We start from the raw sequence: 21,845 nt of genomic DNA on the forward strand, positions 1-21,845 counted from the left end.
GCATCGATGACGCGCTGGACGGCCGAGGGGCTGATCCGCAAGGTCGGCAGAGGCACGTACATGCTCGAACAAGGCTGGACCTCCCCCGATTTGACGGATCGCGTCACACGCTAACTACGCGGCATTGCTCCTACCCGCCTGAGTTGCGCAAGCGCGCGGTGCGTATGCTCGCCGAGGTCCGCGGTGACTACCCGACCGAGTCCGCCGCGATCAACGCGGTCATGGCGAAGCTGGGCATCAGCTCGCGCGAAACGCTGCGCAAGTGGGTCCGGCAGGACCAGATCGACTCCGGACAGCGGCCGGGGACGACGACGGAGGAGTCCGAGCAGATCAAGGCGATGAAGAAGGAGATCGCCGAACTCAGGCGGGCCAACGAGATCCTGAAGGCTGCGGCGAGTTTCTTCGCGGCCGAGCTCGACCGGCCACATCTGCGCTCGTAGCGTTCATCGACGAGCACCGGGACCGCTTCGGCGGTGTCGAGCCGATCTGCCGCGTGCTGACCCAGCACGGCTGCAAGGTCGCCCCCTCCACCTATTACGCCTGCAAGAAACGCCTCGATTCCCCCTCGCCGCGAGCGGTGTGAGACGAGGAAGTCAAGGAACTGATCCAGGAGGTCTACCGGGCCAACTACCGTGTCTATGGCGCGAGAAAGGTCTGGCGGGAGCTGAACCGCCAGGGGCACCGGGTGGCCCGCTGCACCGTCGAGCGCCTGATGCGCGAGATCGGCATCGCCGGCGCGGTGCGCGGCAAGAAGGTGATCACCACTCTCCCGGACCCGGCCGCCGCCAGGGCCCCCGGACCGTCTGGATCGCGACTTCGTCGCCGCGGCCCCGAACCGCACGTGGGTGGCCGACTTCACGCACGTGGCCGCCTGGGCGAGCGTCGTCTATGTCGCGTTCGTCGTGGACACCTTTGTGAACGACGGCGATATTCCCCAGCTGCGGCGCCAGAAAATTCCCCATGGGGATCCCGGCGCTGCGCCTGCGCGACCAGGGGGACGCCGCTCGTCCCCGGCCCGCCCGGCAGCTGCCAGATCTTGTGGGTCGTGGTGGGCTGTCAAGGATGAGCGCAGCTCACCGCGGTAGCGGCGCCGAAGGCGTCCTTGACCGACCGTCAGGACCCGCGACACTGCCCGAGTGGGCGGGCCGCCCTCAGCCTCGCCGCGCGTTCGAACGCTTGCCTGGGGAAAGTGGCGCCGCAGCTGGGGAATTACGCGGTCGTCGACAACCTTCTCCCGCCGCATCGTCGGCTGGTCCGCGTCAATGTCGAAGGAGACGCAACTCGTGCTGGACGCCCTGGACATGGGCCTGTGGCAGCGTGACCGCGACGGCTGGAAGCCGGTGTTGCAACGACCGGTTGAGTCCGGGCAATACACGTCGTTCCGCCTGGCCGAACACCTGGAGGCGGCGCAGATGGCGTGCACGGTCACCGCTTGTTCTCCTGCTGTGGGGTTCGGGCATACGAGATGCTGGGCGCCGGTTTCACGGCACGCGGGGCCAAGGCCGGCGTCGGGCCCTTACTCGAGCGAGATCTCTCCGTCCGGCAGCAATCCGTCCCAGTAGCCGTCCATGAAGTCGAGCAGTTCAGTGGGTTCGACCAGCGCTCGGGCTGACCGCAACTCGGCCGTTGTCCACCAGCGGGCTTCCGGGGCGAGCGCGAAGCGGACGGACGGCGGCCAGCTATCCGCTGCAGGGCGCACCACGACGACGTACTGAACGCCTTCCGGTGCGTCCCTGCGGGACAGCCGGCCGATGAGAGGCGAGATACGAAGCGCGGGGAAGCGAACGACGCGACGCAGATGACGGGTTGCCGCGCGGCGGCTGGCCTCACCGAGGCGCATAGGGACTGTCGGCAGCGTCCAACGGATTTCACGGTCGGGCACAGACGGGATCAGGAGGAGCAGGCGTTTCGGGGAATCGATGACAACGGGACGTACTACGTCGCGGCCATCCGGATGGGCATCGTCCATGCCTCAACGCTCCGTGATGTTATTCGAATAACACCCCAAGGCGTCCCGATGGGTGACGCACGGAGGACCGGGGCCGGTAAGCGAAGACATTCCTCGGTCACCCACATCAGTGGTCCACTCGCGAGCCGCGGTTCAGCGGGGTGCGCCTGTCACAGGATTCGCGTCGTGAGTACTGCGAAGAAGACGGCGCAGAAGCGTCGCCAACCGCGTCGCACCCTGACTGAACCAGTGATTCAGCCGATCCCCGGGGAGTCTCTGACCAGCTGGATCGGTGCACTCGCCGAGCAACAGGATTTCGAGATGAAGCCGCTCCTTCGGGAGCTTCACCTCGACAGACTCGACGGGCTTTCGGGGGCCGAAATGCGGTTGTCCGATCCTGTGGTTCGGCGGATGGAGAAGCTGACCGGAATCGAGGCCGAGCGCCTGCACGCGATGACTCTGGCGCGCTATGCCGGCAACGCGCTACCGCATCTGCCGCTGCTCTCGTCTGACGGTGTGGTGGTTCAGCAATGGCACAAGGGGGCGTGGTTCCACCACTCGCAGGCACGCTGGTGCTCGAAGTGTCTACGGGACAACAACAGTCCGCGCTGGCTCCTGCGCTGGAAACTTCCATGGTCGTTCGCGTGTGTTGACCACGGTGTCTATGTGGTGACCGAATGCCCGGCGTGCTGGGACACCGTCCGTTTCCGGCAGGACGCCCCACCTGAGCGCACCTGCGAAAACTGGACAGACGAGGGTGAATGGTCTTACGGCTATGGCCTTGGAGAACCATGCGGCTTCCCGCTGGTCATGTGCCAGCCTGTGCCGGTGAGTGACGACTCCGTTCTGGCCTTGCAGACGCGTGTCAACGCGTGGCTCGACGGATCGCCCACGCATGAGGACAGGTTGCTCGTGGCCCTGGCGGCCGTGCTCATCCCCCTCCTGTCGCCGTCGATGGTGCGGCGCGGTGATCCCCTCCTGCGGTACGCGGTGCGCTCCCCAGGGGCACCTCCCAACGGCAGAGGAAAGGCAGAAGGCCGTGGACCGACTCACTTCGGGTGGCGGCCGCCGTCTATGCCGCAGACCAGCTTCTGCGCCGCGGGTATTCCGCCAGCGAGGTCGCCAACTGGATCGCCGGCCTTCGGCTCCTCGACCATCGGCGTACGCCGTGGCGCATGGACGTGGCGGAGCTGGCGTACGGGCCTTCTCTCCGGCCCAATCCCTTCGTTGAGCCGCTTGTGCACCGTGGGCTGATCACTCTCGGCGGCTGGCTCTGACGACGACTGGAGTTTCAAGTACGGCCTCGGGCCGTCAGTCGTGCAGAACCAGCACCACCGGACACCGCACATGGTGGACCAGCGCGTGGGCGACTGGCCCGGTGTACGGGCCGACAACTGCACGGCGCCTACAGCTGCCGACCACCAGCAGACCCGCGCCGCCCGCGGCCCGGACGAAGACGTGTGCAGGGGCGCCGCCAGTACCAGAGCGCGCCGACCGCGGCGGACGCCGTGGCCAGGGTGATGCCGAGGACCGGCCATCGGCTGTCAGCGATGCGCAGGCCCGTCAGGAAGGTCACGGCGGTCAGGACGAGCGGCACGAGGAGAGAAAGGAGCGCGCGGAATGCGGCCGCCCCTACTTCCGGTTCGAGGCGGGAGATCCGGTGGCGCGGGGCGGGTGTGGTGTCGGCGAAGTAGTAGGCGAGGACACGGTCTGCCAGGCGGGCGTCAGCGCGCTGGTAGGCCACCGCCATGTACGGGAGCCAGACGAGGGGGGCGACCAGTCCGACCAGGAAGACCACACCGAGGAGCAGCCACCGCCAGGCCTGGACGGCGACCCGGCGTACGCGCCGGCCCGCGGCCTGGCTCTCGTCGCCTGGCGTGAGCACGCCGAGGAGGTGGGCCATGCGCAGGGTGACGTCCCACAGGGCCACCCATCGCTTCCAGCGGGCGGGTGCGCCGACGGCGTGTCCGGTCCGGGCGAGCGCGTCCTGCGCCTGCCGGGTGTCCTTGTACACGCCCTGGAGGACGAGGAGTTCGCCGGCGCGGGCGCTCGCCGTGGGGTCGCGGCCGTCGAGGGCGGCCAGCTCCAGGACCGTACGTGCCTGGCGGAGCAGCGCCGCGCAGAACGCGACGGGAATGAGCACGGAGAACGGGCCGCCTACGAAGGATCCCTCCGATACGACGGCCCGTCGGCCGCGAGCGACCACCTGGGCCCGGAGCTCCGTCTAGGTGGTGTTGGGGTGGTTCCGTCGAAGCCAGGCGATGGCTTCGGGCACGGCCGGACCGATGCGGCGGACGGCGAAGTCGGCGAGGAGTTCGGGGAGGTGCCCAGGATCGGTGACGACCGACGCCAGCAGCGAGCGTTCAAGGGAGGGCTCCTTGCGGGAACCCGCAGTGCTCAGATTCTCCCGATGCGGCACAGATCGTATCTATCATGAACCACCCCAATCGGAGTAAATAGACAGCTCTCGCTCCTTTCGCCCCGCCCTCTCAAGCTCTCGGCTCTGATCGAGTCGGGGGATCCCCAGCGCCCTGGGACTCCCCAAACCCCGTATCGCGCTTCGTGCTCGTCTTCATGTGACCGACGGGTCGAGAGCGTCGACCAGGTGCGGCACCTCGCTCACGGTCGTCATCTGCGCGTCCGGGACGGCGCATTTGAGCGACGAACCGCAGGTGGAACGCCTCCTTGGTAGCGGCCCTGATCCATTCCGGGGAGTGCCGCGCCGCCCGCGGCTTCTCCGGCACACCCGCGGCCCAGGGGGAGGGGTTGCCGAACGCGGGTGCCGCGTGGACAGAGGGGACGTGAAAGACCCCGTGAGCAGCGGCGCCTCAGAGATGCCGTCCTCCGCCACGGTCAGCAGGGCGGGGGCGTAGGCGTGGAGCCAGCCGGGCAAGGGCGGGCGATGGCCTGGTGAACGGGGCATTGGCCCCTGTGCGCCGTGCGCAGGGGCAGGAGGACTGGGATGCTGGGTGAAGAGGCGCAGCCCATGACCCGAGCTTGACGGACAGTGGTGGTGAGCGCTGTGGCAGAGCCCGAGGAGAACGCTCCAGGGCCGGCCGGTCCAACCGTTCCGTGCACCGATCCCTTGGGGGACCCGTTTCTGCGCACCCGGATCGTGCTGCCGACGAGGCCCGCCACATTCCTGCGGCGGCAGCGGCTCGTCCACCACCTCGACCAGGCTTTCCGGACACCGTTGACCCTGCTCAACGGTGCGGCCGGGGCCGGCAAGACCCTGCTGGCCGCCGACTGGGCCGCCGGCCTGCGGCAGCCGGTCGCCTGGCTCACCGCTGAAGTGGGGGACCGGCGTCCTGGGGTGTTCTGGGCGTACGTCATTCAGGCCCTACGTGCCTGCGGTGCGCCGGCATCCGACGCGGTCGGGGCCCCTGCACACGCGACCGGGGTGGACCGCAAGCTGCTGACAGCGCTCGCCGCCGAGCTGAACGATCGTGACCAGCCCGTGGTTCTCGTGCTCGACGACTACGACCGCGTGACCGCTCCGGAGGTCGCGGAGCAGCTGGAGTTCGTCCTGCACCACGCCGGGCGGGGGCTGCACCTCGTCCTCGTCACCCGCACCGAGCCGCTGCTTCCGCTGCACCGTTACCGGGCGGCCGGCGAGCTGACGGAGATCCGCGCCGCCGAGCTGGCCTTCACCTCCGAGGAGGCCGTCGCACTGCTGGAGCTGCACGGTCTGAGCCTTCCGGTCCACGCCGCGCGCGCCCTGGTGGACCGCACCCGCGGCTGGGCCGCCGGCTTGCGCCTGTCCGCCCTGGCCGCTCGGGAGAGCGCCGACCCGGAGCGCTACCTGAAGGAGTTCGAAGCGGACCGCAGTACGATCGCGGACTTTTTGCTGGCCGAGGTCCTCAAGGGTCAGTCTGAGGAGACACAGGACCTCCTGCTGCGTGTCAGCGTCCTGGAACGCTTCTGTCCCGGGCTCGCCAACGCGCTGACCGGCCGCACCGATGCCGAGCCCATTCTCGTCGGGCTGCACCGCGCGAACGCGTTCGTCGAGCACCTCGAGCGCTCGTGGTACCGGCTCCACCCGCTGTTCGGGGAGATACTCCGGGCCCATCTGCGCGTGCGCCTGCCCGGGCTGGAGCCGGAACTCCACCGGCGGGCCGCGCGGTGGCTGCGTCGTTACGGATTCCTCCCGGAGACACTCGCCCACGGCGCCGCCGCGGGCGAGTGGGATTTCGCCGCCGGTGCCCTCATAGACGACCTGGCGATCGGCCAGCTCTTCACCGGCCTGCGCTCAGGCGACCTGGCCCAGTTGTTCTCCCACATGGGGCCCGGGGCCAGGAGCCCCGCGACGGACCTCGTGCGTGCGGCCCGCGACCTGGCCCAGTGCGACGTCGACCGTGGTCTGGCGCGTCTGCGCCACGCCGAGGAGCGTCTGGCCGCCGACGCATCCGAACCGGCGCCTGACGTGGCGCCCGACCGGGCGGCCGCCCAGCTGAGCTGTGCGCTGCTGGAGGCACTGGCCGCCCGGCTGACCGGATCTCCCCCATGGGCCGAGAAGGCCGCCGAAGCGGTCGATGAGCTGCGGCGGGAAGTCCCGGAGCACCTCCTGGACAAGCATCCCGAAATCCGCGCTCTGCTGCTGACCCATCTGGGATCGGCGCGCCTGTGGGCCGGGCGTTTCGAGGAGGCACGCGCTGCCCTGACCACCGTGGCCGGCACTCCCGGCGGAGCCTCCACCGTGCTGCCCCGGGAGGAGTCGATGGGGCACCTGGCCCTGCTCGACTATCTGAACGGCTGGCTCGGCCGGGCTGAGCGCAAGGCCCTGGCCGCGGTGTCCGAGACAGAGCGGGTCGGCATGCCCCAGCCGTCAGGCTCCGGCATCGAACGGCTGGTCCTGGCCGCCGTGGCCGTCGACCGCCATGAGCTGGACCGGGCCCAAGCCCTCCTCGACGAGACGGCCCGGCTCCCGTCGGGAACGCGGGATCCGGTGCCGGCGGCGGGGCGAGCCCTCGCCACCGCTCGCCTCCTGTTGGTCAGGGGCAAGGCACGAGCTGCCGTCGAGGCGGCGGACCCGGCCGTCTCCGCCGCCGTGTCCTCACCTTGGGCGGCAGGCCATGAAGCGCTCGTCGCCTCCGCCGCCCACCTGGCCGCAGGACGGCCGGACGAAGCCGCCGAGGTGCTCCAGGGCGTGTCCGGCGACCAGCCGGCGTGTGCCGTTCAGGCCGCGGCGATCCAGCTCGCCGCAGGGCGTCCAGGGGCGGCCATCGACCTGCTCGACAGCATCCACACCCAGGGCGGGACGGGTCCGGCGGTGACCGTGAGGGCAGCGCTGGTGAGGGCTCAGGCCGCGGAGGGCGCGGGAGACACCGCCACCGCCCGCAGGCTCGTGGCGCAGGCGCTCCTCGACGCCCGGCGCGAGCGGCTGCGGCGTCCGTTCCTCGATGCCGGAGCGTGGATCCGGCCTCTCCTGGCCACGGACTCACTGCACGAGCTGGCAACGGGCTGGCTCACGCCCGGCCTGCCGCGACGCGGTGAGCAGCCCGGCCCGGAAGTGCTGCCCTCGCTGCTCGTCGCGGTGGAGCTGAGCGGACGCGAGCGCGACGTCCTGGAGCGACTGGCCCGGATGATGTCGACGGAGGAGATCGCCGCCGACCTCTACGTGTCGGTGAACACGGTGAAGACCCACCTCAAGAGCGTGTACCGGAAGCTGGCGGTGAACCGGCGAGGCGACGCGGTGCGCCGCGCACGCGACCTCGGGCTGCTGTGAACGCGCGTCGGTAAGAGGGCTCGTCGCCCGCCCTCCCCACCGGCAGGACATCACAGGGTGCAGCCCTTCCCCCGTGGCGGGTGAGGCACGGGGCGCGTACTTCGGATGCGATGGATGGGAAGAGCGGCGGGGCTTGCGCCGGCCGCTGCCCGGCCGACTCCGCCGGCGTACCGGAACGACTCGGCGAGGTGGACAGCGTGAAGCACTGGCGGGCTCTGATCGTCCTCGGTACGGCCCAGTTCCTGATGGTCCTGGACACCTCCGTCATGAACGTGTCCATCAGTCAGCTGGTCGAGGACTTCGACACGGAGGTCACCGCCATCCAGGCCGTCATCACCTTGTACGCGCTGGTCATGGCCGCTTTCATGATCATCGGCGGCAGGTTCGGGGACATCCTGGGGCGTCGCCGCATGTTCCTTCTGGGGCTGGTCGTCTACGGCGTGGGGTCGGCCCTGACCGCCGCGGCACCCACTCTGTGGGTCCTCACGCTGGGCTGGTCCGTCATCGAGGGGCTCGGGGCCGCCATGGTGCTGCCGGCCATGGCCGCCCTCGTCGCGGAGTCGTACCGGGGGCGGGACCGGGCCGTCGCCTACGCGGTCATCGGCGGGCTCGCCGGCGCCGGGATCGCGGTCGGTCCGCTGCTGGGCGGCTGGGTGACGACGTACCTCACCTGGCGGCTGGTCTTCGCCGGCGAGGTCGTGGTCGTCGTGGCCGTCCTGCTGTGCCGCCGGGTGATCGCGACGCCCGCCCCTACCGGCCCACGTCCCCGGCTGGACGGGGTCGGCGCGGTACTCTCCGCGGCCGGACTGGGGCTGGGCGTGCTCGGGGTGCTGCAGAGCAGCACCTGGGGATGGGTGCAGCCCCGCAACCCTCCCTTCACCGTTTTCGGCTTCGCCCCGACACTGTTCGTCGTCGGCGCCGGGGCGGCCGTCCTGGCCGTCTTCCGGCACTGGGAGCAGCGGCGGGACGACCGAGGCGCCGACCCCCTCGTGCACCTGTCCCTGCTGGGCAGGCCCGCACTGCGGTCCGGCCTGATGACACTGCTGAGCCAGAACCTCATCCTGCTGGGCCTGTTCTTCGCCATCCCGCTGTACTTGCAGGTGGTTCAGGGGTTCGACGCCTTCGAGACCGGCCTGCGTCTGCTCCCGGTTTCCGCCACCATGCTCGTGACCTCCCTGTCCGCGTCCTCGCTGGGGCGGGTGGTGGGGCCGCGCCGGGTGGTCCGGCTGGCCCTGGCGACCCTGGCGGCGGCCATCGTGTGGCTGCTGGCCACCATCGACCCGGTCATCGACGACGCGCAGTTCGCCGGAGCCATGGCCCTGCTGGGCGTGGGGGTCGGCCTGCTCGCGTCGCAGCTGGGCAACGTCGTCCAGTCCAGCGTCGGCGAGGAGGAACGCAGTGAGGCCGGAGGGCTCCAGTTCACGGCACAGAATCTGGGCTCGGCGCTGGGCACCGCGCTCATCGGGTCGATCCTCATCGGTGCGCTGGCCCACGCCTTCACCTCGCAGGTGGCGGACAACCCGCGGCTGTCAGAAGAGACCCGAGAGCAGGTCGGTGTCGCTCTCCAGGCCGGGATCACCTTCATCTCCACCGATCAGGTGCGCTCGGCGGCCGAGCGTGCCGGGCTGCCGCCGTCCGAGGTCGACGCCGTCGCGGACTCCTACGCCTCCGCGCAGCTGGACGGCCTGAAGGCGGCGATCCTGGCCACTGGCGGCATCGCTCTCGCCAGTTTCCTGGTCACGCCGCACCTGCCGACCGCCCGGGAAAGGCGTCCGCGGCAGCCGGACGCCGAAGCTCCGGCCGGAGCGACCGGATCGACGCGCTGAGTTCCGAGGGAGTCACCGGTGTGCAGGACCAGAGCCACGACCGGCCCGGCCACGGCCCGCGGGGCGCGCCGTGCCGAGCGCCGGGCCCGCGCGGACTACACGGGCGGCGTCTATGGATCCATGCTCGCGGCCTCCGTGGTGATCGGCGCGGGCTCCTTGGGCTCGTTCCCCCGCACCGAGCTGGTGCTGCTGCTGTTGCTCACCAGCGTGGTGTTCTGGATCGCGCACGTGCATGCCCAGCTGTTCGGGGCGCGCCTGGCGCAACAGGCTCTGGACCGCCGGGTCGTGGTGCACGTGTGCCGTGACGAGTGGCCGATCGTCAAGGCCGCCTTCCCGCCGGCCGCCGCGGTGGCTGTCAGCCCGCTCCTGGGCCTGGACGTGCGAGGTGCTCTCTGGCTGGCTCTCTCCGTCGCCGTGGCCGGCCAGGTGGGCTGGTCCGTGGCCGCGGCACGCCGCGCCGGTGCTTCGCCGCGGCTCATGGTCGCCACCGCATCGGTCAATCTGTTGCTCGGCCTGCTGATCATCTCCTTCAAGATCGTTCTGAAGCATTGACCCGTGGCGTCCGGTCGCCGGGCGACGGTCACCTGTACCGGGTGAGGTCCGACGGAGCACGGAGGCGGACGATCGCAGGTAAGGGCACCGTCCGCCAGTCCCTGGCAGTCCGTGGGAGAACAGCTCGTGCGCTACGAGATCCGAGTCGAGGGACACCTGTCGGAAACGCTGGCCAAAGCCTTTCCGGAGCTGGGCCACGTGGTGATGGCCGGCCAGACCGTCCTGTTCGGCCCTGTCGTGGACGAGGCGCACCTGTACGGGCTGCTGGCAAGATGCCAGTCACTGGGACTGCGCGTCGTGGAGATGCGGCAGCTGCCGGAGTGACGGGACCGGGCGGTGTGCTGCACGGAATCGGCCCGGGGAGGTCCGTGAGCAACGACCGGCCGGCCCGCTGGACGGCGAGCGGTGCGGCCGCCCCCCTGCCTCCTCATGACCCTGTCGCGCGACCTCACGTGGTGACGGGGCAAGGGGCAGTCCTCAGAGCCGCTCCGCCCTCATCCGGCCGGAACGACAGGCGGTTTTCAGCGCCGCGAAGTCCCGCTCATTCTGGTCGGCGTAGGACTGGGCGAACTCGGTGAGCGCGCGGTCGAAGCGGTCGCTGGCGCCCAGGTAGGCGGCGAGGGCGATGGGATCGCCCGAGCGGGCGTGGGCCCGTGCCAGGGACGCCCCGCACAGCCGGCCGAAGAGGGCGAGCAGGCCTGGCCCCATGGTCTCCGGCTGTGCAATGCCCTTCCAGTCCCACAGCTGGCGCACGTAGAAATCGCGGCCCTGCCCGTCGAGGCCCACGACGTGCGTCCAGCCCAGGAAGACGTCGCCGGCCGTCTGCATCAGGCGCTGCCCCGCCACCACCCGGCGGCCCTGGTTGTCGTAGCGTTCGCCACCCGTGTGGGCGGCCAGCACCGACTCCTGGGCCTCCTTGGCCTGCAGCAGAAGGGGGTCGTCGTCGTCCCTGCCGAGCAGGAGCAGCACCCAGCAGCGCGTACCGACACTGCCGACACCCACCACCTTCCGGGCCATGTCCACCAGGCGGTAGTGGCGCAACAGGTGCCGGCGCTCGGACGGCAGGGTCCGTGCGTACCCGTCCAGGAGGGTCTGGAGTTCCTTCTCACGCCCAGCCTCGGACGGGTCGGCCGACAGCTGACCGAGCGGGGTGATCAGCGGTGGGTCCGGTGCGATGCGCCGGCCCTCGGCCATGACGCGGGTGAGTTTCGCGAAGGCCCGGAGGTGAGTACGCGTGCGGGCCCGCGCCGTGGCTCTGGCGGTACGGTGCACGGCCTCCCCGTCCATCGATGAGGCCAGTTCCCGGATCCGGTCGGCGTCGTCCTGGGCGTACCAGATGTCCAGGGTGCGCATGCCGGCGAACTCGCGCATCCGCTCCCGGTACGCCCGCACGCAGGCCCGCACGGTGCTGTTCTGCTCCTTGAGCGAGAAGCCGTTCGCCCGGGCCGCCGTCACGAAACCGGCCGCCAGCCGTTTGACGTCCCACTCGAACGGTCCGGGCAGGGTCTCGTCGAAGTCGTTGATGTCGAAGACCAGACGGCGCTCCGGCGAGGCGAGCAGCCGGAAGTTCAGCGGGTGGGCGTCCCCGCAGAGCTGCACCTGCAGCCCGGTGTTGGGGAGGGGCCCCAGGTCCGCCGCCATGATCGCGGCAGCGCCGCGGTAGAAGCGGAATGGCGACTCCAACATGCGGCCGTAGCGAATCGGCATCAACTCCGGTACTCGCTCGGCAGACTGACGCTCTATCACCTCGATGGGGTCGGGCCGCTGCTGTGCGGTCTCGTACCAGCCGTGCGACGAACGCGACGCCCGACTGCGCGCGTTCCTGCCGTGCGCCGCTCGCTCGGCCGGGGACAGGGACGCGGTGAAAGCGCTGGGCACGGTCATGGTCCGGCCTCCTCGTCCGGCGTCCCGGCGTCGGTGCCGGAACGCGCTTCCGCCGACGGCCCGCGGCGCTGCCGGCGCAGCCCCGCCTGGACCGCGCTCGCCAGCGCCCGTGCGGCGACGCCGATGAGCAGCAGCCCTCCCGTCATCTGGAGCATCGTCAGCACGCGCCCGGTCTGGGAACGTGCCGTGATGTCCCCATAGCCGACGCTGCTGAATGTGGTCAGAGTGAAGTACAAGGCGTCTGTCCTGGTCAGCGGCTCACTGAAAGAGCCCGGGGCGGAGCGGTCCAGCAGGTAGTAGGCGCCGGCGAAGAGGACCAGGAACAGCACCAACGTGGCGGCCAGGGCCTCGACGGCCTTCAGGCGCGGGTGGGGTGAGCGCACGATGGCCCGCATCTCCCACCCGAACACCAGCAGCACCGCCACCAGGCCGCACACGAGCAGTGCCGACGCACCAGCCGTACCGCGCTCGTCCAGAGGCAGCAGGTAGTAGGCGGTGACGAGGCCGACGGCGATGAGCACGGCGCGGGCGCCGGCGACGACCGCCGCCCACCGGCGGGGGCGGAGCCGCCGACGCGGACGGTGCGCGTCCGGCCCGGACCGGGCGCGGTCCGTCCGGGCTGTGCTCGGATCGCTCATCTCGTGTCTTTCGTTCCCGTCCTGCAGGAAGGTGGATGGGCTGGGCGCCGGGGGACTTCCACCTCACCGCAACGGCGGCGTCGAGGGATCACCCGTGGTGGGTGAGCCGTCACCCACCGGCAGGCGTGACCCTGGAGCGGTCAGGTGCTCGCACACCGCCCCCTCACACCCCGCCCCGTCGGCGTCCGGAGGCGACCACTCGATCACACGAGGAGGAGCCATGACCATGTCGCGTGGTCCGGCATCGCGCGCCGGGCAGGAACACGAGCCCGACGGGGCGGCCTCCGGTGTGCCGGGCGACTCCGCGTACATGCTTGCGCGGCTCGGCCGTTCATGGACCTGGCTCCTGGGGTCGGCCGTCGCGACGCTGGTGCCGGGCGTCCTGGTTCTGGTCTGGCCGGAGGCGACCCTGCACGTCCTGGCGGTCCTCATCGGCCTGTACCTGCTGGTGACCGGGGCGTTCCGGTTCGTGGCCGTCTTCGCGCGAGAGGGGCATGAACGGCTCCCGGGGCTGCTCTTGGCCGTGCTGTACGTCCTGGCCGGGGTGCTGTGCCTGCGGAACCCGCTGCAGACGATCGCCGCGCTCTCGCTGATCGTCGGAGCCGTCTGGCTCGTGTCCGGCATCCTCACCCTCTACACGGCCATCGCTGTCGAGGATCTGCCGCACCGTGGCGTCGTCACGGTCGCCGCCGTACTCGGCATCGTCGCGGGGATCGTGGTCCTCGCCCTACCGGCCGAGTCGGCCCGCGCCCTGACCCGGCTGCTCGGCCTGTGGCTCGTCCTGCTCGGCCTGGCCGAGGCGGTGGTCGCCCTCGCGTGGCGGGCCGCGTTCCGAAAGACGTACACCACCGGGCTGCACGCCCCCGCCCCGACGGCCTGACACCGTGCGCGGCTCCGGTGCGGCTGCCTCCATGACCGTCATCCCGATCGGCGACCGGCGCGGCCGCCGCGGCGCACACGGAGAGGAGCTCCCATGAACCCGGCCGCGACCCCGGATCCGCCGGACTCCGGCGGATCCGCGAACCGGAAACACGTCATGACCGCCGAGGAACGAGCGGAATACGAGCGACTGCGCCGTCACGCGGCGCTGCGCCACCGGTGGCTACGCCAGGCCGGCTCCTCGGTCCTCCTCCTGCTGGCCCTGCTGCTCGCTCCCCTGGCCGTCGTCGCGGCCTGGCTCCAGGACACGGTCTCCGACACCGACAGGTACGTGGAGACCGTCGCGCCGCTGGCATCCGAGCCGCCCGTGCAGGAGGCCGTGATCAACCGGCTCACGGACCGCGTGGTGGACAACGTGGACGTCGCGGCGGTGACGGACTCGCTCGCCAAGGCCCTCCAGGACGCCGGGGCTCCACCCCGCGTCGTAGAGGGGGCCGAGTCCCTCGAGGGTCCGCTGCGCAACGCGGTCAGGACCGTCGTGGACCGCATCGTCACCCGCGTGATCACCAGCGACGTCTTCCAGCAGGTGTGGGAGGGCGCCAACCGGCGGTCGCACGCCGCGGTGGTGAACGTGCTCACCGGCGACAGCGAGGGCGCCGTGCGCGCCGAGGGCGACACCGTCCAACTGGACGTGGGAGAGGTCGTCGACCAGGTACGGGAGCGGCTCGTCGACGCGGGTTTCGACAAGGCCGCCGCCATCCCGGACACCGACCGGACGATCACTCTGTTCCAGACGGAGGAACTGGGCAAGGCGCAGGACATGATGCGGCTGCTGGACATCCTCGGCACCTGGCTGCCCGTCCTGACCGTCGCACTCGCCGCGCTCGCTGTGTGGACCGCTCCGGCACACCGGGTGATGCTGTTGATCACCGCGACGGGTGTCGGCGTGATGATGGTGGTGCTGCTCGTCGCGCTGGCCGTCGTCACACGGGTCTATCTGGGCTCGGTCCCGCCCACGGCGCTGCCCGCCGACGCGGCCGCGGCGATCTACGACACGTTCGTCCGTTTCCTGCGCGACAGCACGCGCACTCTGCTGGTCGTGTCGGTGATCACGGCACTGGTCGCGTACCTGTACGGTCCCGGACGTCCCGCCCGCGCCGTCCGCACGGCGGCGGATCGGGGCACGGCGGCCGCCGGCCGGGGGCTGCGCCGCGCCGGGGTGCGCACCGGGTCCACAGGTCGCTGGCTGACGGACCACCGGGCATGGATCACCGGTGGCGTCATCGCGGCGGGAGCGCTGGCGCTGGTGCTCTGGAACCACCCCACGGTCGGAGCGGTGGCGCTCGTTCTCGGCATCGCCCTGGCCGTCCTGATCATCCTGGCGATCCTCGCGGCCGCCGCCGGACCGGCCGGCCGGGCAGCAGACCGGGCGGCCCCGTGAGCCATGGCCGGGAAACCCGGCCTCGGGCCGGCGTCCCGCAGCCGCGGGGAGACCGACCCCTGATCCGACGGCAGGAGCGCGTCGGCCGGTGGTGCGCCCGCGCGGCACGCACCTCACCCGCGCCGGGTGAGGCGCCCGGCGCTTGCCGTGGGCACGCTGAAGACGGCACAGAACCGCTGCCGGGCCAACGCCCGGGACGGAGGACGGACATGAGCGCGCAGACCTACCTGGCGTACGACTATCCGCTGCTGGGCGCCTTCTGGACCATGCTCTGGTTCTTCCTGTGGATCATGTGGTTCATCCTGCTCTTCCGGATCATCGTCGACATCTTCCGTGACGACCGACTGAGCGGTTGGGCGAAGGCCGGCTGGTTGGTGTTCTGCATCGTCCTGCCCTTCCTGGGCGTGTTGGTCTACGTCATAGCCCGCGGCAAGAACATGGGCCGCCGGGAGGTGGCGCAGGCGCGTGCGCAGCAGGAGGAGTTCAACGCCTACATCAGGGAGACCGCGGCCGGCGGCCGGCCCAGCAGCATCGACGAGCTCGCCAGGCTGTCCGAGATCCGCGCCCGCGGCGACATCACGGACGAGGAGTTCCGCAGGGCGAAGGAACTGGTCCTGACCGACTACGGTCCGGCAAGGCCCCCGGGCTCCACCCACACCTCTGGTCGCTGAGTATCCGAACACCACGAAACGAGGCGCAAGATGACCACGGCACACACCCGGCCGGCACACACGGCCAGGCAGGAATGGGCAACCGGCCTGACGGCCTTCGGGGCCGTGATGCTCTTCCTCGTCGGCGTGCTCGACATCTTCCGGGGCATCATGGCCATCGCCGAGGACGACATCTTCGTCACGACGCGCAACTACGTGTTCGAGTTCGACCTGACCGGCTGGGGCTGGATCCACCTCGCTCTGGGCGCGGTCGCCGTGATCGTCAGCATCGGGCTGCTCCAGACCGCGACCTGGGCGCGCGTCGCCGGCGTGGCCATCGCCGGACTCGTCATCATCGCCAACTTCCTCTCCCTGCCGTACTACCCGGTGTGGTCGGTCGTGATGATCGCGATCTCGGGCTTCATCATCTGGGCCCTGTGCGTGGTCCGGCGCGACAGCCTCTTCGACCTGTCCGAGGAACGGCCACCGCACAGGGTGTGAGGCGAAAGAGAAGAGCCGACAGGTGGGACCACACGGCGGGGACACGAGGGGATCGGGAGAGGCAGGACCCCCGACCGTACTCAAGGGCAGTGCCGGACGGGCCCGCCTCGCCGTGCTCGCCCTGCTGGGAAGCATCCTGGTGCCGCTCGTCGCCGCCGGTCTGCGGAGCGTGCTGTGGGCGCTGGCCGGCATCGCCGGACTGGCGCTCGCCGCCGTGGGGGTGTGGTGGACCCTGGCGCACACAGGTGCGCTCCGTGCCCTCGGGGCGGCCCTGTCGGTGACCGCGCCGGTCGCTGTCCTCGCCCTGTATGCCGCGTTCGGCATGCTGGGACCGGCCTTGCTGTCCCTGGGCCTGTGGGTGCTGGCCGTGACAGCAGCACGTACGGCCCTGCGCCCCGGGCACACCGCCTCCGAGCAGTCCGAACAGGCTGTCGTCGAGGCGCCCCGCAGCCCCTGGATCCTCATGAATCCGCGCTCCGGCGGCGGCAAGGTGGGCCGTTTCCATCTGGCGGAGAAGGCCCGGGCGGCCGGCTGCCGGGTGGTCCTGCTCGAAGGGGGCCAGGATGTCGCCGAACTGGCCCGGCAGGCCGTCACCGAGGGGGCCGATCTGCTGGCGGTGGCGGGCGGCGACGGCACTCAGGCACTGGTGGCCGAGGTCGCGGCGCGCCACGACGTGCCGTTCGTGGTGATTCCCACCGGTACGCGCAACCATTTCGCCCTCGATCTCGGCCTCGACCGCGACGATCCGGCGGCGGCCCTGGAAGCCCTGACCCACGGCGTCGAACTCCGCATCGACCTCGGGTACGCCGCGGACCGGGTCTTCGTCAACAACGCCTCGTTCGGAACGTACGCGTCCGTCGTCACCGACCCCGCGTACCGGGATGCCAAAGCCCGCACGACCCTGCGCGTCCTCCCCGGCCTCCTCACCGGCGAGGACGCGCCCAGACTGCGGGCGCGGGCCGACAGAACGCGCGTCGAGGGACTTCAGGCACTCCTCGTCAGCAACAATCCCTACGGACGTGCCGTCGACGCGGCCCATCCGGGGCGCAGGGAACGGCTGGACTCTGGCCTACTCGGCGTGGTGTGCGTGCGGGTCGGCAACACCGCTCAGGCGGCCCGCTTGGTGCGCGGCCAGCGCTCTGGGGGACTCATCCAGCTGAGCGCCGGGGAAGTCGTCGTCGAAGCCGACACTGACACCCTCCCGGTCGGCATCGACGGAGAGCACGTCGTTCTCCCGTCACCCGTCGTGTGCCGCAGCGCGGCCGGGGCACTCCGGGTGCGTGTGCCACGCCGTCGCCCCGGTACGCGAGGGGCGGGCGGGGTGACGGCCGACTGGCCGCGCGTGGCACGGCTGGCACTGGGCCGCCTGTTCCCGGGCCGAGGGCAGGACTTTGCAGCCTGAGGACCAGTTCTCACCGTGGGATTCGTGAGCAGTGGTGCGGAACGCCTCCTCGTGAGGCCAGGGCTGCTGCCCACCTGCGAGACCCCGGCAGCGAATGGGTATGCCATGGGTCTGGCCTTCTTGATCGTGACCGTGTCGACGTGCGCCCCGGGTTGGACCACGGGAGCCCCTTGCCATTCGCCTTGGGTGACCTGGGCCCAGATGGTCGCTGACGCGGCAATGTGTGGCGCCTCCCCTCATGTGGGGAGTGATCGCTGGGCCAGCGACTTCGCCGAACGGCGCTGGAATACGAGAACCGGGCCTCCGCCGGCGTTACCTACCAGAACAGCGCAGATAGATTGCAGCGCCTGTGCGGCACAACGCACGCCATGAGGGGTGTGGTTGCCTGTTTTTCCAGGTCCTCTTGTCGCCGCCGGGATACCTGTCCTTCCCTGTGCCCTGTACACAGGCTCCCGTCGGATGGACTGGCCCCGCATGTCCATCCTCAGGTTGTCGGCTCGCGCGGCGCGCTTGTGCAGACAACTGTCGGTGAGGCAAAGGGGACATGTGCATGTGCGCCTGGGCTGTCACGCCCTATGCCTGAGATGCCACCACGTACGGCACTGAAGCCCCCAGGACACGCATGTGGAGCCGAGCAGACTCAACCAGCAGCCTCATTGCGGCACAGGACAGCGCCTCTTACCTGTCCGCCTTACCCATCAGGCACAGCCAGGACCAGGGCAGGCATACCCGAGGAAGCAGGGCCCCACCATGCCCAGGCGATCATCTATCCCCTCCGGGTAGGCCCAGATAAGGACAGAGACATGGGCAGAAACCTACCCAGTTGCCCAAGAAAGAAATTACGGGCACTAATCGAAACGGACCTAGAAACATGGGCAAGGTAACCAGCCAGCCGGAGTGACACAGGGAAGTACCAGGAAACACAGGCGAGAGAAACATTCCGCCCTAGCAGCAAACCCCACAGGGGAAAATTGCGACCTTTTCGAGCACTCTCGAACTTGACCGACAAGGGTAATTGATCACGTCGCCAGTTCGAGTGAAATACCCCTTGCGGAGAGGGCTGCCGATGCCCTGTCATAGATACGGTTCACCAATGATTGAGGACCTTCCATGGGAAGAATTTGCCGGTCACCCTGACACGCACATCGCAAAGCTCGAGGAGAGGGAGGAGGGTCTGCAAAAGGACCTCTACAAGGTGCGTCAGGAGCTGCGCCTGGCACGCCAGCTGAAGAAGCACAAGGACACCGCGGAGGAGTGGAGGCGCAACGACATCCCGGATCAGCGGCAGTCGGCAGCGGACGACGAAGACGACGACACAACAGCAGTCAACGCCCAAGGCCAGACCCGCAAGGATCGCATCCGGGAGATCATGCGCCAGGATCCGATGCGCCTCTGGAAGGCAGGCTCCATGGCCGAAGCCCTGGGCGAACCCGCCAAGACGAAGAGCGTCCGCGTGACCATGGACGAGCTCATGCGTGCCGGCGAACTCGTGAAGCACCCGGGTTCGAATTATCAGCACGCTGCCGGAATCCGGCCAACCCCCTAGAACAGAACTCGAGCACCTACCCTCTACCGAGCAAAAGGCGGCCGCCACCTGGAATTACTTCCGTGGTGGCGGCCTACGGCGACGAACCTCCCGAGAACTTTCCACAGAGCCGGATCAGTTCGTGCCACGCTGTATTTTACGGACGGCCTCGCGCCGCCGGTAGCGCGTTGCGAAATATGGTCCTGCCCTTCGCTCGAAGGGATGACCGCCTTCGTGTTCAGCCTCGAACGTTCCTTCTTTCGGCCTCAATGGCCTCCGTCGTCACACTTCCCGCCCCGGCCACAGGTCCACTTCGAGGGCCTTTTCCAGATTGGCGATGGTGAGCAGGTCGGGCCAAGCCTCACCGGCCAGTGCCTTGGCGATCGTGTAACGGGCGACTCCACTGCGCCGGGACAGCTCGGCGGCCGACCAGCCCTTCTCTGCGATCGCCGCATGGAGCCTGGCAGCCAGCGCCTGGGCGACACGCGCCCCGTGATGCTCCTCCATAACGGCCTCAGGCCACGCGCCGCTGACGCAGTACGCGCGCGGCGGCAGTCGGCGGGCATCTCCTTGGGGCATGAGGTGAAGTCTGACCCATCCGGTCCTCCCCGGTCGCGCGGGACTGCTGCCGCCGATACATGTTATTCGAATAGCACCCCACCTGCCGGGGTGCTGGTGTGGCGGCATGTGATGAGTCAGCGCATTGATTCCTATCGCCCGGCCGGCTCCCCCGCGGGGTGGAGCCGCGTCGGCGACGAGGTGCGCCGCGTGGTCCGTCTCGCCGACCCGCTTCTGCCCTACAAGGCACGTGAACTGCTCACCGCGCTCACGCAGTTGGCGCTCTTCTGCGACGGAGAGGGTCTCCCCGCAAAGGCCGAGGTGTGGCTCTCCCGCGAGGCGATCGAGCGGTTCATCGCGGTCGGCTGTCCCCAGGTGGGCGAGAGCACCCGGGGCAACTACCGCACCAGGCTCCTCCGTCTGCGTGAGGTCGTCCTGGGCGGCGAGTGCCGGACCGGGAAACCCGCCAAGCTGTCGGCCTCCGTTGCAAACAGCCCTTACAGCCGTACCGAACTCGCGGATCTGTGAGGCTGGGCCAGTGGGCAGCCCACCGAGGAGCTGCGCTGGGGCTGTAAGACCCTCATGGCACTTGGTCTGGGCGTCGGCCTCGATTCACCGGAGGTCATCCCGCTACGCGTCCACGACGTCCGCAGAACCTCCAGCGGCAGCGGTTCAGTCGTCGTGGCCACTCGCGCACCCCGGAAACGGGAGATCCTCTGCCGCCGCTCCTGGGAAGGCGTCCTCGCCGCCGCTGCCGACCGTCTCGACACCACAGGCACCGCCCAGTACCTGTTCCGCCCGAACTGCTTCAGTCGCGGCACCAACACTGTCACGAACTTCCTGGACCGCACCAAGCCCAGCCCGGATGCCCCCCGCCTGGTGATGGGCCGTCTCAGGTCCACTTGGCTGGTCGAACTCTTCGAGGAACGGCTACCCATCACCGTCATCGTTGCGGCCGCCGGCGTCGATACCCTCCACGGCCTCTCGCGCATCCTGCCGTTCCTGAACCCCGTCCCCGCCGACGAAGCGGCCCGCTTGCTGCGAGGCGGCCGATGACGACCCCCCACGGGCTGTCCAGCGACCGCCACGAACGCCTGATGGCGATGCGCGCGGAGCGCAGGTACATCGACGACGCCGACGTCGAAGCAGCAATCGAGGAGGTGGACAACAGCGAACTCGTTTCCCTGCTCGAGGAGTTCGTCCACCTCCCTCGAGGCCGACGCCGCACCCTGCATCTCAGAAGCCTGCTCATCGGCCTCTACCTCTGCACTCAGGACACCGGCGGAAAGATCGTCCTGGAACGGGTCACCGACATCCTGTACTTCCGCATCTCCCCGCGTCTGCGCGAGCTGCTGGACATCCCCGACTACGCCGACGACGACCAGGGTTTCGAAGCGGCCTACGCGGTCGTCCGCCGGCTCTTCCACGCGATGAAGGACGCGATGAAGGACGCGATGAACCCGTCCCCGCTGCCGCCCAACGGGCACCTCTCACGCCGAGAGGCCCACAATCTGGTCACAGCAGCAGACACCGACGACCTGGCGGAGCGCGAGCGGCGTCTGGCCCTGTTCACCGAGTTCGTGCTGGGCGCCTCCGTACGGCCTCTCCACAGCCTGCTGACGGAGCTGGCGGAAGTCTCCCTGGGCGTGGACGCCACCCCCGTCCGAACATTCTCCCGCGGCCGCCGCACGAACGGGCCGGAGCTCGCCACGGACCCGGACGCCGGCTGGTACGTCCGGGAAGGCGACCACAGGGACCCCGACGCGCCGGTCTCCGATTCCATGCGCCCGGCTCCGCCGCCCGCCAAGAAGGGCAAGCCCAAGACCTCTCAAGACAAGAAGAAGACCTCGCTCAAGAAGAAGTATCTCTTCGGCTACGACGCCCACCTCATCGTGACCCGTGACGCCGAGCATGACGACGTACTCCTGGACGACGGCACCCCCAACCCCGACGTCCTCCCGGCCCTCGTCCTCGGCGTCTCCCTCGACAAGCCCAGTCACCGCCCCGCGTACAACGGTCTGAAGATCCTCAACCGACTCCGCGAGCGTGGATACAAACCCGGCTACCTTGCCGGTGACCGGGCCTACAACAACTCCGAGCCCGACGAGTGGCAGCTTCCCGTCCGGGCCATGGGCTTCAAGCCCGTCTACGACTACCGTGCGGACCAGCTCGGCAAGCAGGCCGGAACACACGGCGCGATCCTCGTCGAGGGCCGCTGGTACTGCCCGTCCATGCCCGAGCCCCTCATCAACGCCACCATCGACCTGCACGCCGAGCGCATCGACCGGGAGACGTGGGTCCGGCTGATCGCCGCTC

General features: G+C 69.7%; 22 protein-coding genes and 1 pseudogene. 16 read left to right on the top strand and 7 right to left on the bottom strand.

Annotated elements, in window-relative coordinates; translation table 11 throughout:
• Window positions 1-74 precede the first annotated feature (74 nt).
• Together ACTWQJ_RS20555 and ACTWQJ_RS20560 are read left to right on the top strand one after the other, a co-directional pair.
• Window positions 75-440: a transposase gene (locus ACTWQJ_RS20555; protein WP_443308100.1), complete on the top strand. Its 366-nt coding sequence runs from the start codon at window positions 75-77 to the stop codon at window positions 438-440.
• 155 nt (window positions 441-595) lie between these two features.
• A pseudogene (locus ACTWQJ_RS20560) lies at window positions 596-1,066 on the top strand (IS3 family transposase); the annotation flags it as partial.
• Between the two features lie 450 nt (window positions 1,067-1,516).
• On the opposite strand, the gene ACTWQJ_RS20565 reads toward ACTWQJ_RS20560, so the two are convergent.
• Window positions 1,517-1,969 carry a hypothetical protein gene (locus ACTWQJ_RS20565; RefSeq protein WP_443308080.1) on the bottom strand — a complete coding sequence of 151 codons (453 nt, stop codon included), beginning with the start codon at window positions 1,967-1,969 and terminating at the stop codon, window positions 1,517-1,519.
• 165 nt (window positions 1,970-2,134) lie between these two features.
• Here ACTWQJ_RS20565 and ACTWQJ_RS20570 point away from each other — a divergent pair, with 165 nt between their 5' ends.
• A complete protein-coding gene (locus tag ACTWQJ_RS20570) occupies window positions 2,135-3,202 on the top strand; it encodes a TniQ family protein (RefSeq protein WP_443308081.1) in 1,068 nt (355 codons plus the stop codon).
• Window positions 3,203-3,259: 57 nt separating this feature from the next.
• On the opposite strand, the gene ACTWQJ_RS20575 is transcribed toward ACTWQJ_RS20570, so the two are convergent.
• From ACTWQJ_RS20575 to ACTWQJ_RS20585, 3 genes are all read right to left on the bottom strand, one after another.
• Window positions 3,260-3,370, bottom strand: a complete 111-nt coding sequence (locus tag ACTWQJ_RS20575; RefSeq protein WP_443308082.1) for a hypothetical protein — start codon at window positions 3,368-3,370, stop codon at window positions 3,260-3,262.
• Window positions 3,354-4,091, bottom strand: a complete 738-nt coding sequence (locus ACTWQJ_RS20580) for a hypothetical protein (protein WP_443308083.1) — start codon at window positions 4,089-4,091, stop codon at window positions 3,354-3,356. The genes ACTWQJ_RS20575 and ACTWQJ_RS20580 overlap by 17 nt, the downstream gene beginning before the upstream one ends.
• A gap of 81 nt (window positions 4,092-4,172) precedes the next feature.
• On the bottom strand, window positions 4,173-4,367 hold the full coding sequence (locus tag ACTWQJ_RS20585; RefSeq protein ID WP_443308084.1) for a hypothetical protein: 195 nt from the start codon (window positions 4,365-4,367) through the stop codon (window positions 4,173-4,175).
• Window positions 4,368-4,955: 588 nt separating this feature from the next.
• Between ACTWQJ_RS20585 and ACTWQJ_RS20590 the strand changes: the two genes are divergently transcribed.
• From ACTWQJ_RS20590 to ACTWQJ_RS20605, 4 genes are all read left to right on the top strand, one after another.
• Entirely contained in the window at window positions 4,956-7,673 is a 2,718-nt protein-coding gene (locus tag ACTWQJ_RS20590) for a LuxR C-terminal-related transcriptional regulator (protein ID WP_443308085.1), read from the top strand.
• Window positions 7,674-7,870: 197 nt separating this feature from the next.
• On the top strand, window positions 7,871-9,499 hold the full coding sequence (locus ACTWQJ_RS20595) for an MFS transporter (RefSeq protein ID WP_443308086.1): 1,629 nt from the start codon (window positions 7,871-7,873) through the stop codon (window positions 9,497-9,499).
• 18 nt (window positions 9,500-9,517) lie between these two features.
• The gene (locus ACTWQJ_RS20600; RefSeq protein ID WP_443308087.1) at window positions 9,518-10,051 is read left to right on the top strand and encodes a hypothetical protein; all 534 of its coding nucleotides are present in this window, start codon (window positions 9,518-9,520) and stop codon (window positions 10,049-10,051) included.
• A 126-nt stretch (window positions 10,052-10,177) separates the two neighbouring features.
• A complete protein-coding gene (locus ACTWQJ_RS20605; RefSeq protein ID WP_443308101.1) occupies window positions 10,178-10,375 on the top strand; it encodes a hypothetical protein in 198 nt (65 codons plus the stop codon).
• 153 nt (window positions 10,376-10,528) lie between these two features.
• Here the strand turns inward: ACTWQJ_RS20605 and ACTWQJ_RS20610 are convergent, their stop codons facing one another.
• Together ACTWQJ_RS20610 and ACTWQJ_RS20615 are read right to left on the bottom strand one after the other, a co-directional pair.
• Window positions 10,529-11,935 carry a DUF2252 domain-containing protein gene (locus ACTWQJ_RS20610; protein ID WP_443308088.1) on the bottom strand — a complete coding sequence of 469 codons (1,407 nt, stop codon included), beginning with the start codon at window positions 11,933-11,935 and terminating at the stop codon, window positions 10,529-10,531.
• Entirely contained in the window at window positions 11,932-12,573 is a 642-nt protein-coding gene (locus tag ACTWQJ_RS20615; RefSeq protein WP_443308089.1) for a potassium channel family protein, read from the bottom strand. Before ACTWQJ_RS20615 ends, ACTWQJ_RS20610 begins: the two co-directional genes overlap by 4 nt.
• Before the next feature lie 220 nt (window positions 12,574-12,793).
• On the opposite strand from ACTWQJ_RS20615, the gene ACTWQJ_RS20620 reads away from it, so the two are divergent.
• From ACTWQJ_RS20620 to ACTWQJ_RS20645, 6 genes are all read left to right on the top strand, one after another.
• Window positions 12,794-13,453 carry an HdeD family acid-resistance protein gene (locus tag ACTWQJ_RS20620; RefSeq protein ID WP_443308090.1) on the top strand — a complete coding sequence of 220 codons (660 nt, stop codon included), beginning with the start codon at window positions 12,794-12,796 and terminating at the stop codon, window positions 13,451-13,453.
• 93 nt (window positions 13,454-13,546) lie between these two features.
• Entirely contained in the window at window positions 13,547-14,893 is a 1,347-nt protein-coding gene (locus tag ACTWQJ_RS20625) for a hypothetical protein (RefSeq protein ID WP_443308091.1), read from the top strand.
• A gap of 209 nt (window positions 14,894-15,102) precedes the next feature.
• Entirely contained in the window at window positions 15,103-15,564 is a 462-nt protein-coding gene (locus ACTWQJ_RS20630; RefSeq protein ID WP_443308092.1) for an SHOCT domain-containing protein, read from the top strand.
• A gap of 30 nt (window positions 15,565-15,594) precedes the next feature.
• Window positions 15,595-16,044 carry a DUF7144 family membrane protein gene (locus ACTWQJ_RS20635; protein ID WP_443308093.1) on the top strand — a complete coding sequence of 150 codons (450 nt, stop codon included), beginning with the start codon at window positions 15,595-15,597 and terminating at the stop codon, window positions 16,042-16,044.
• Between the two features lie 22 nt (window positions 16,045-16,066).
• Window positions 16,067-17,446, top strand: a complete 1,380-nt coding sequence (locus tag ACTWQJ_RS20640; RefSeq protein WP_443308094.1) for a diacylglycerol/lipid kinase family protein — start codon at window positions 16,067-16,069, stop codon at window positions 17,444-17,446.
• A gap of 1,093 nt (window positions 17,447-18,539) precedes the next feature.
• Complete coding sequence (locus tag ACTWQJ_RS20645) at window positions 18,540-18,992, top strand: hypothetical protein (protein ID WP_443308095.1); 453 nt, start codon at window positions 18,540-18,542, stop codon at window positions 18,990-18,992.
• Between the two features lie 261 nt (window positions 18,993-19,253).
• On the opposite strand, the gene ACTWQJ_RS20650 is transcribed toward ACTWQJ_RS20645, so the two are convergent.
• Complete coding sequence (locus ACTWQJ_RS20650; protein ID WP_443308096.1) at window positions 19,254-19,550, bottom strand: helix-turn-helix domain-containing protein; 297 nt, start codon at window positions 19,548-19,550, stop codon at window positions 19,254-19,256.
• A 111-nt stretch (window positions 19,551-19,661) separates the two neighbouring features.
• On the opposite strand from ACTWQJ_RS20650, the gene ACTWQJ_RS20655 reads away from it, so the two are divergent.
• The 3 genes from ACTWQJ_RS20655 to ACTWQJ_RS20665 all read left to right on the top strand — a co-directional run.
• Window positions 19,662-20,057, top strand: a complete 396-nt coding sequence (locus tag ACTWQJ_RS20655) for a hypothetical protein (protein WP_443308097.1) — start codon at window positions 19,662-19,664, stop codon at window positions 20,055-20,057.
• Window positions 20,058-20,111: 54 nt separating this feature from the next.
• A complete protein-coding gene (locus ACTWQJ_RS20660) occupies window positions 20,112-20,585 on the top strand; it encodes a hypothetical protein (RefSeq protein WP_443308098.1) in 474 nt (157 codons plus the stop codon).
• On the top strand, window positions 20,582-21,845 hold a 1,264-nt coding region (locus tag ACTWQJ_RS20665; protein ID WP_443308099.1), incomplete at its 3' end, for a hypothetical protein. The genes ACTWQJ_RS20660 and ACTWQJ_RS20665, both read left to right, overlap by 4 nt.

Origin of the sequence: Streptomyces sp. KR55 (assembly GCF_052245645.1) — a bacterium.
Taxonomy (GTDB): Bacteria; Actinomycetota; Actinomycetes; order Streptomycetales; family Streptomycetaceae; genus Streptomyces; species Streptomyces flavusporus.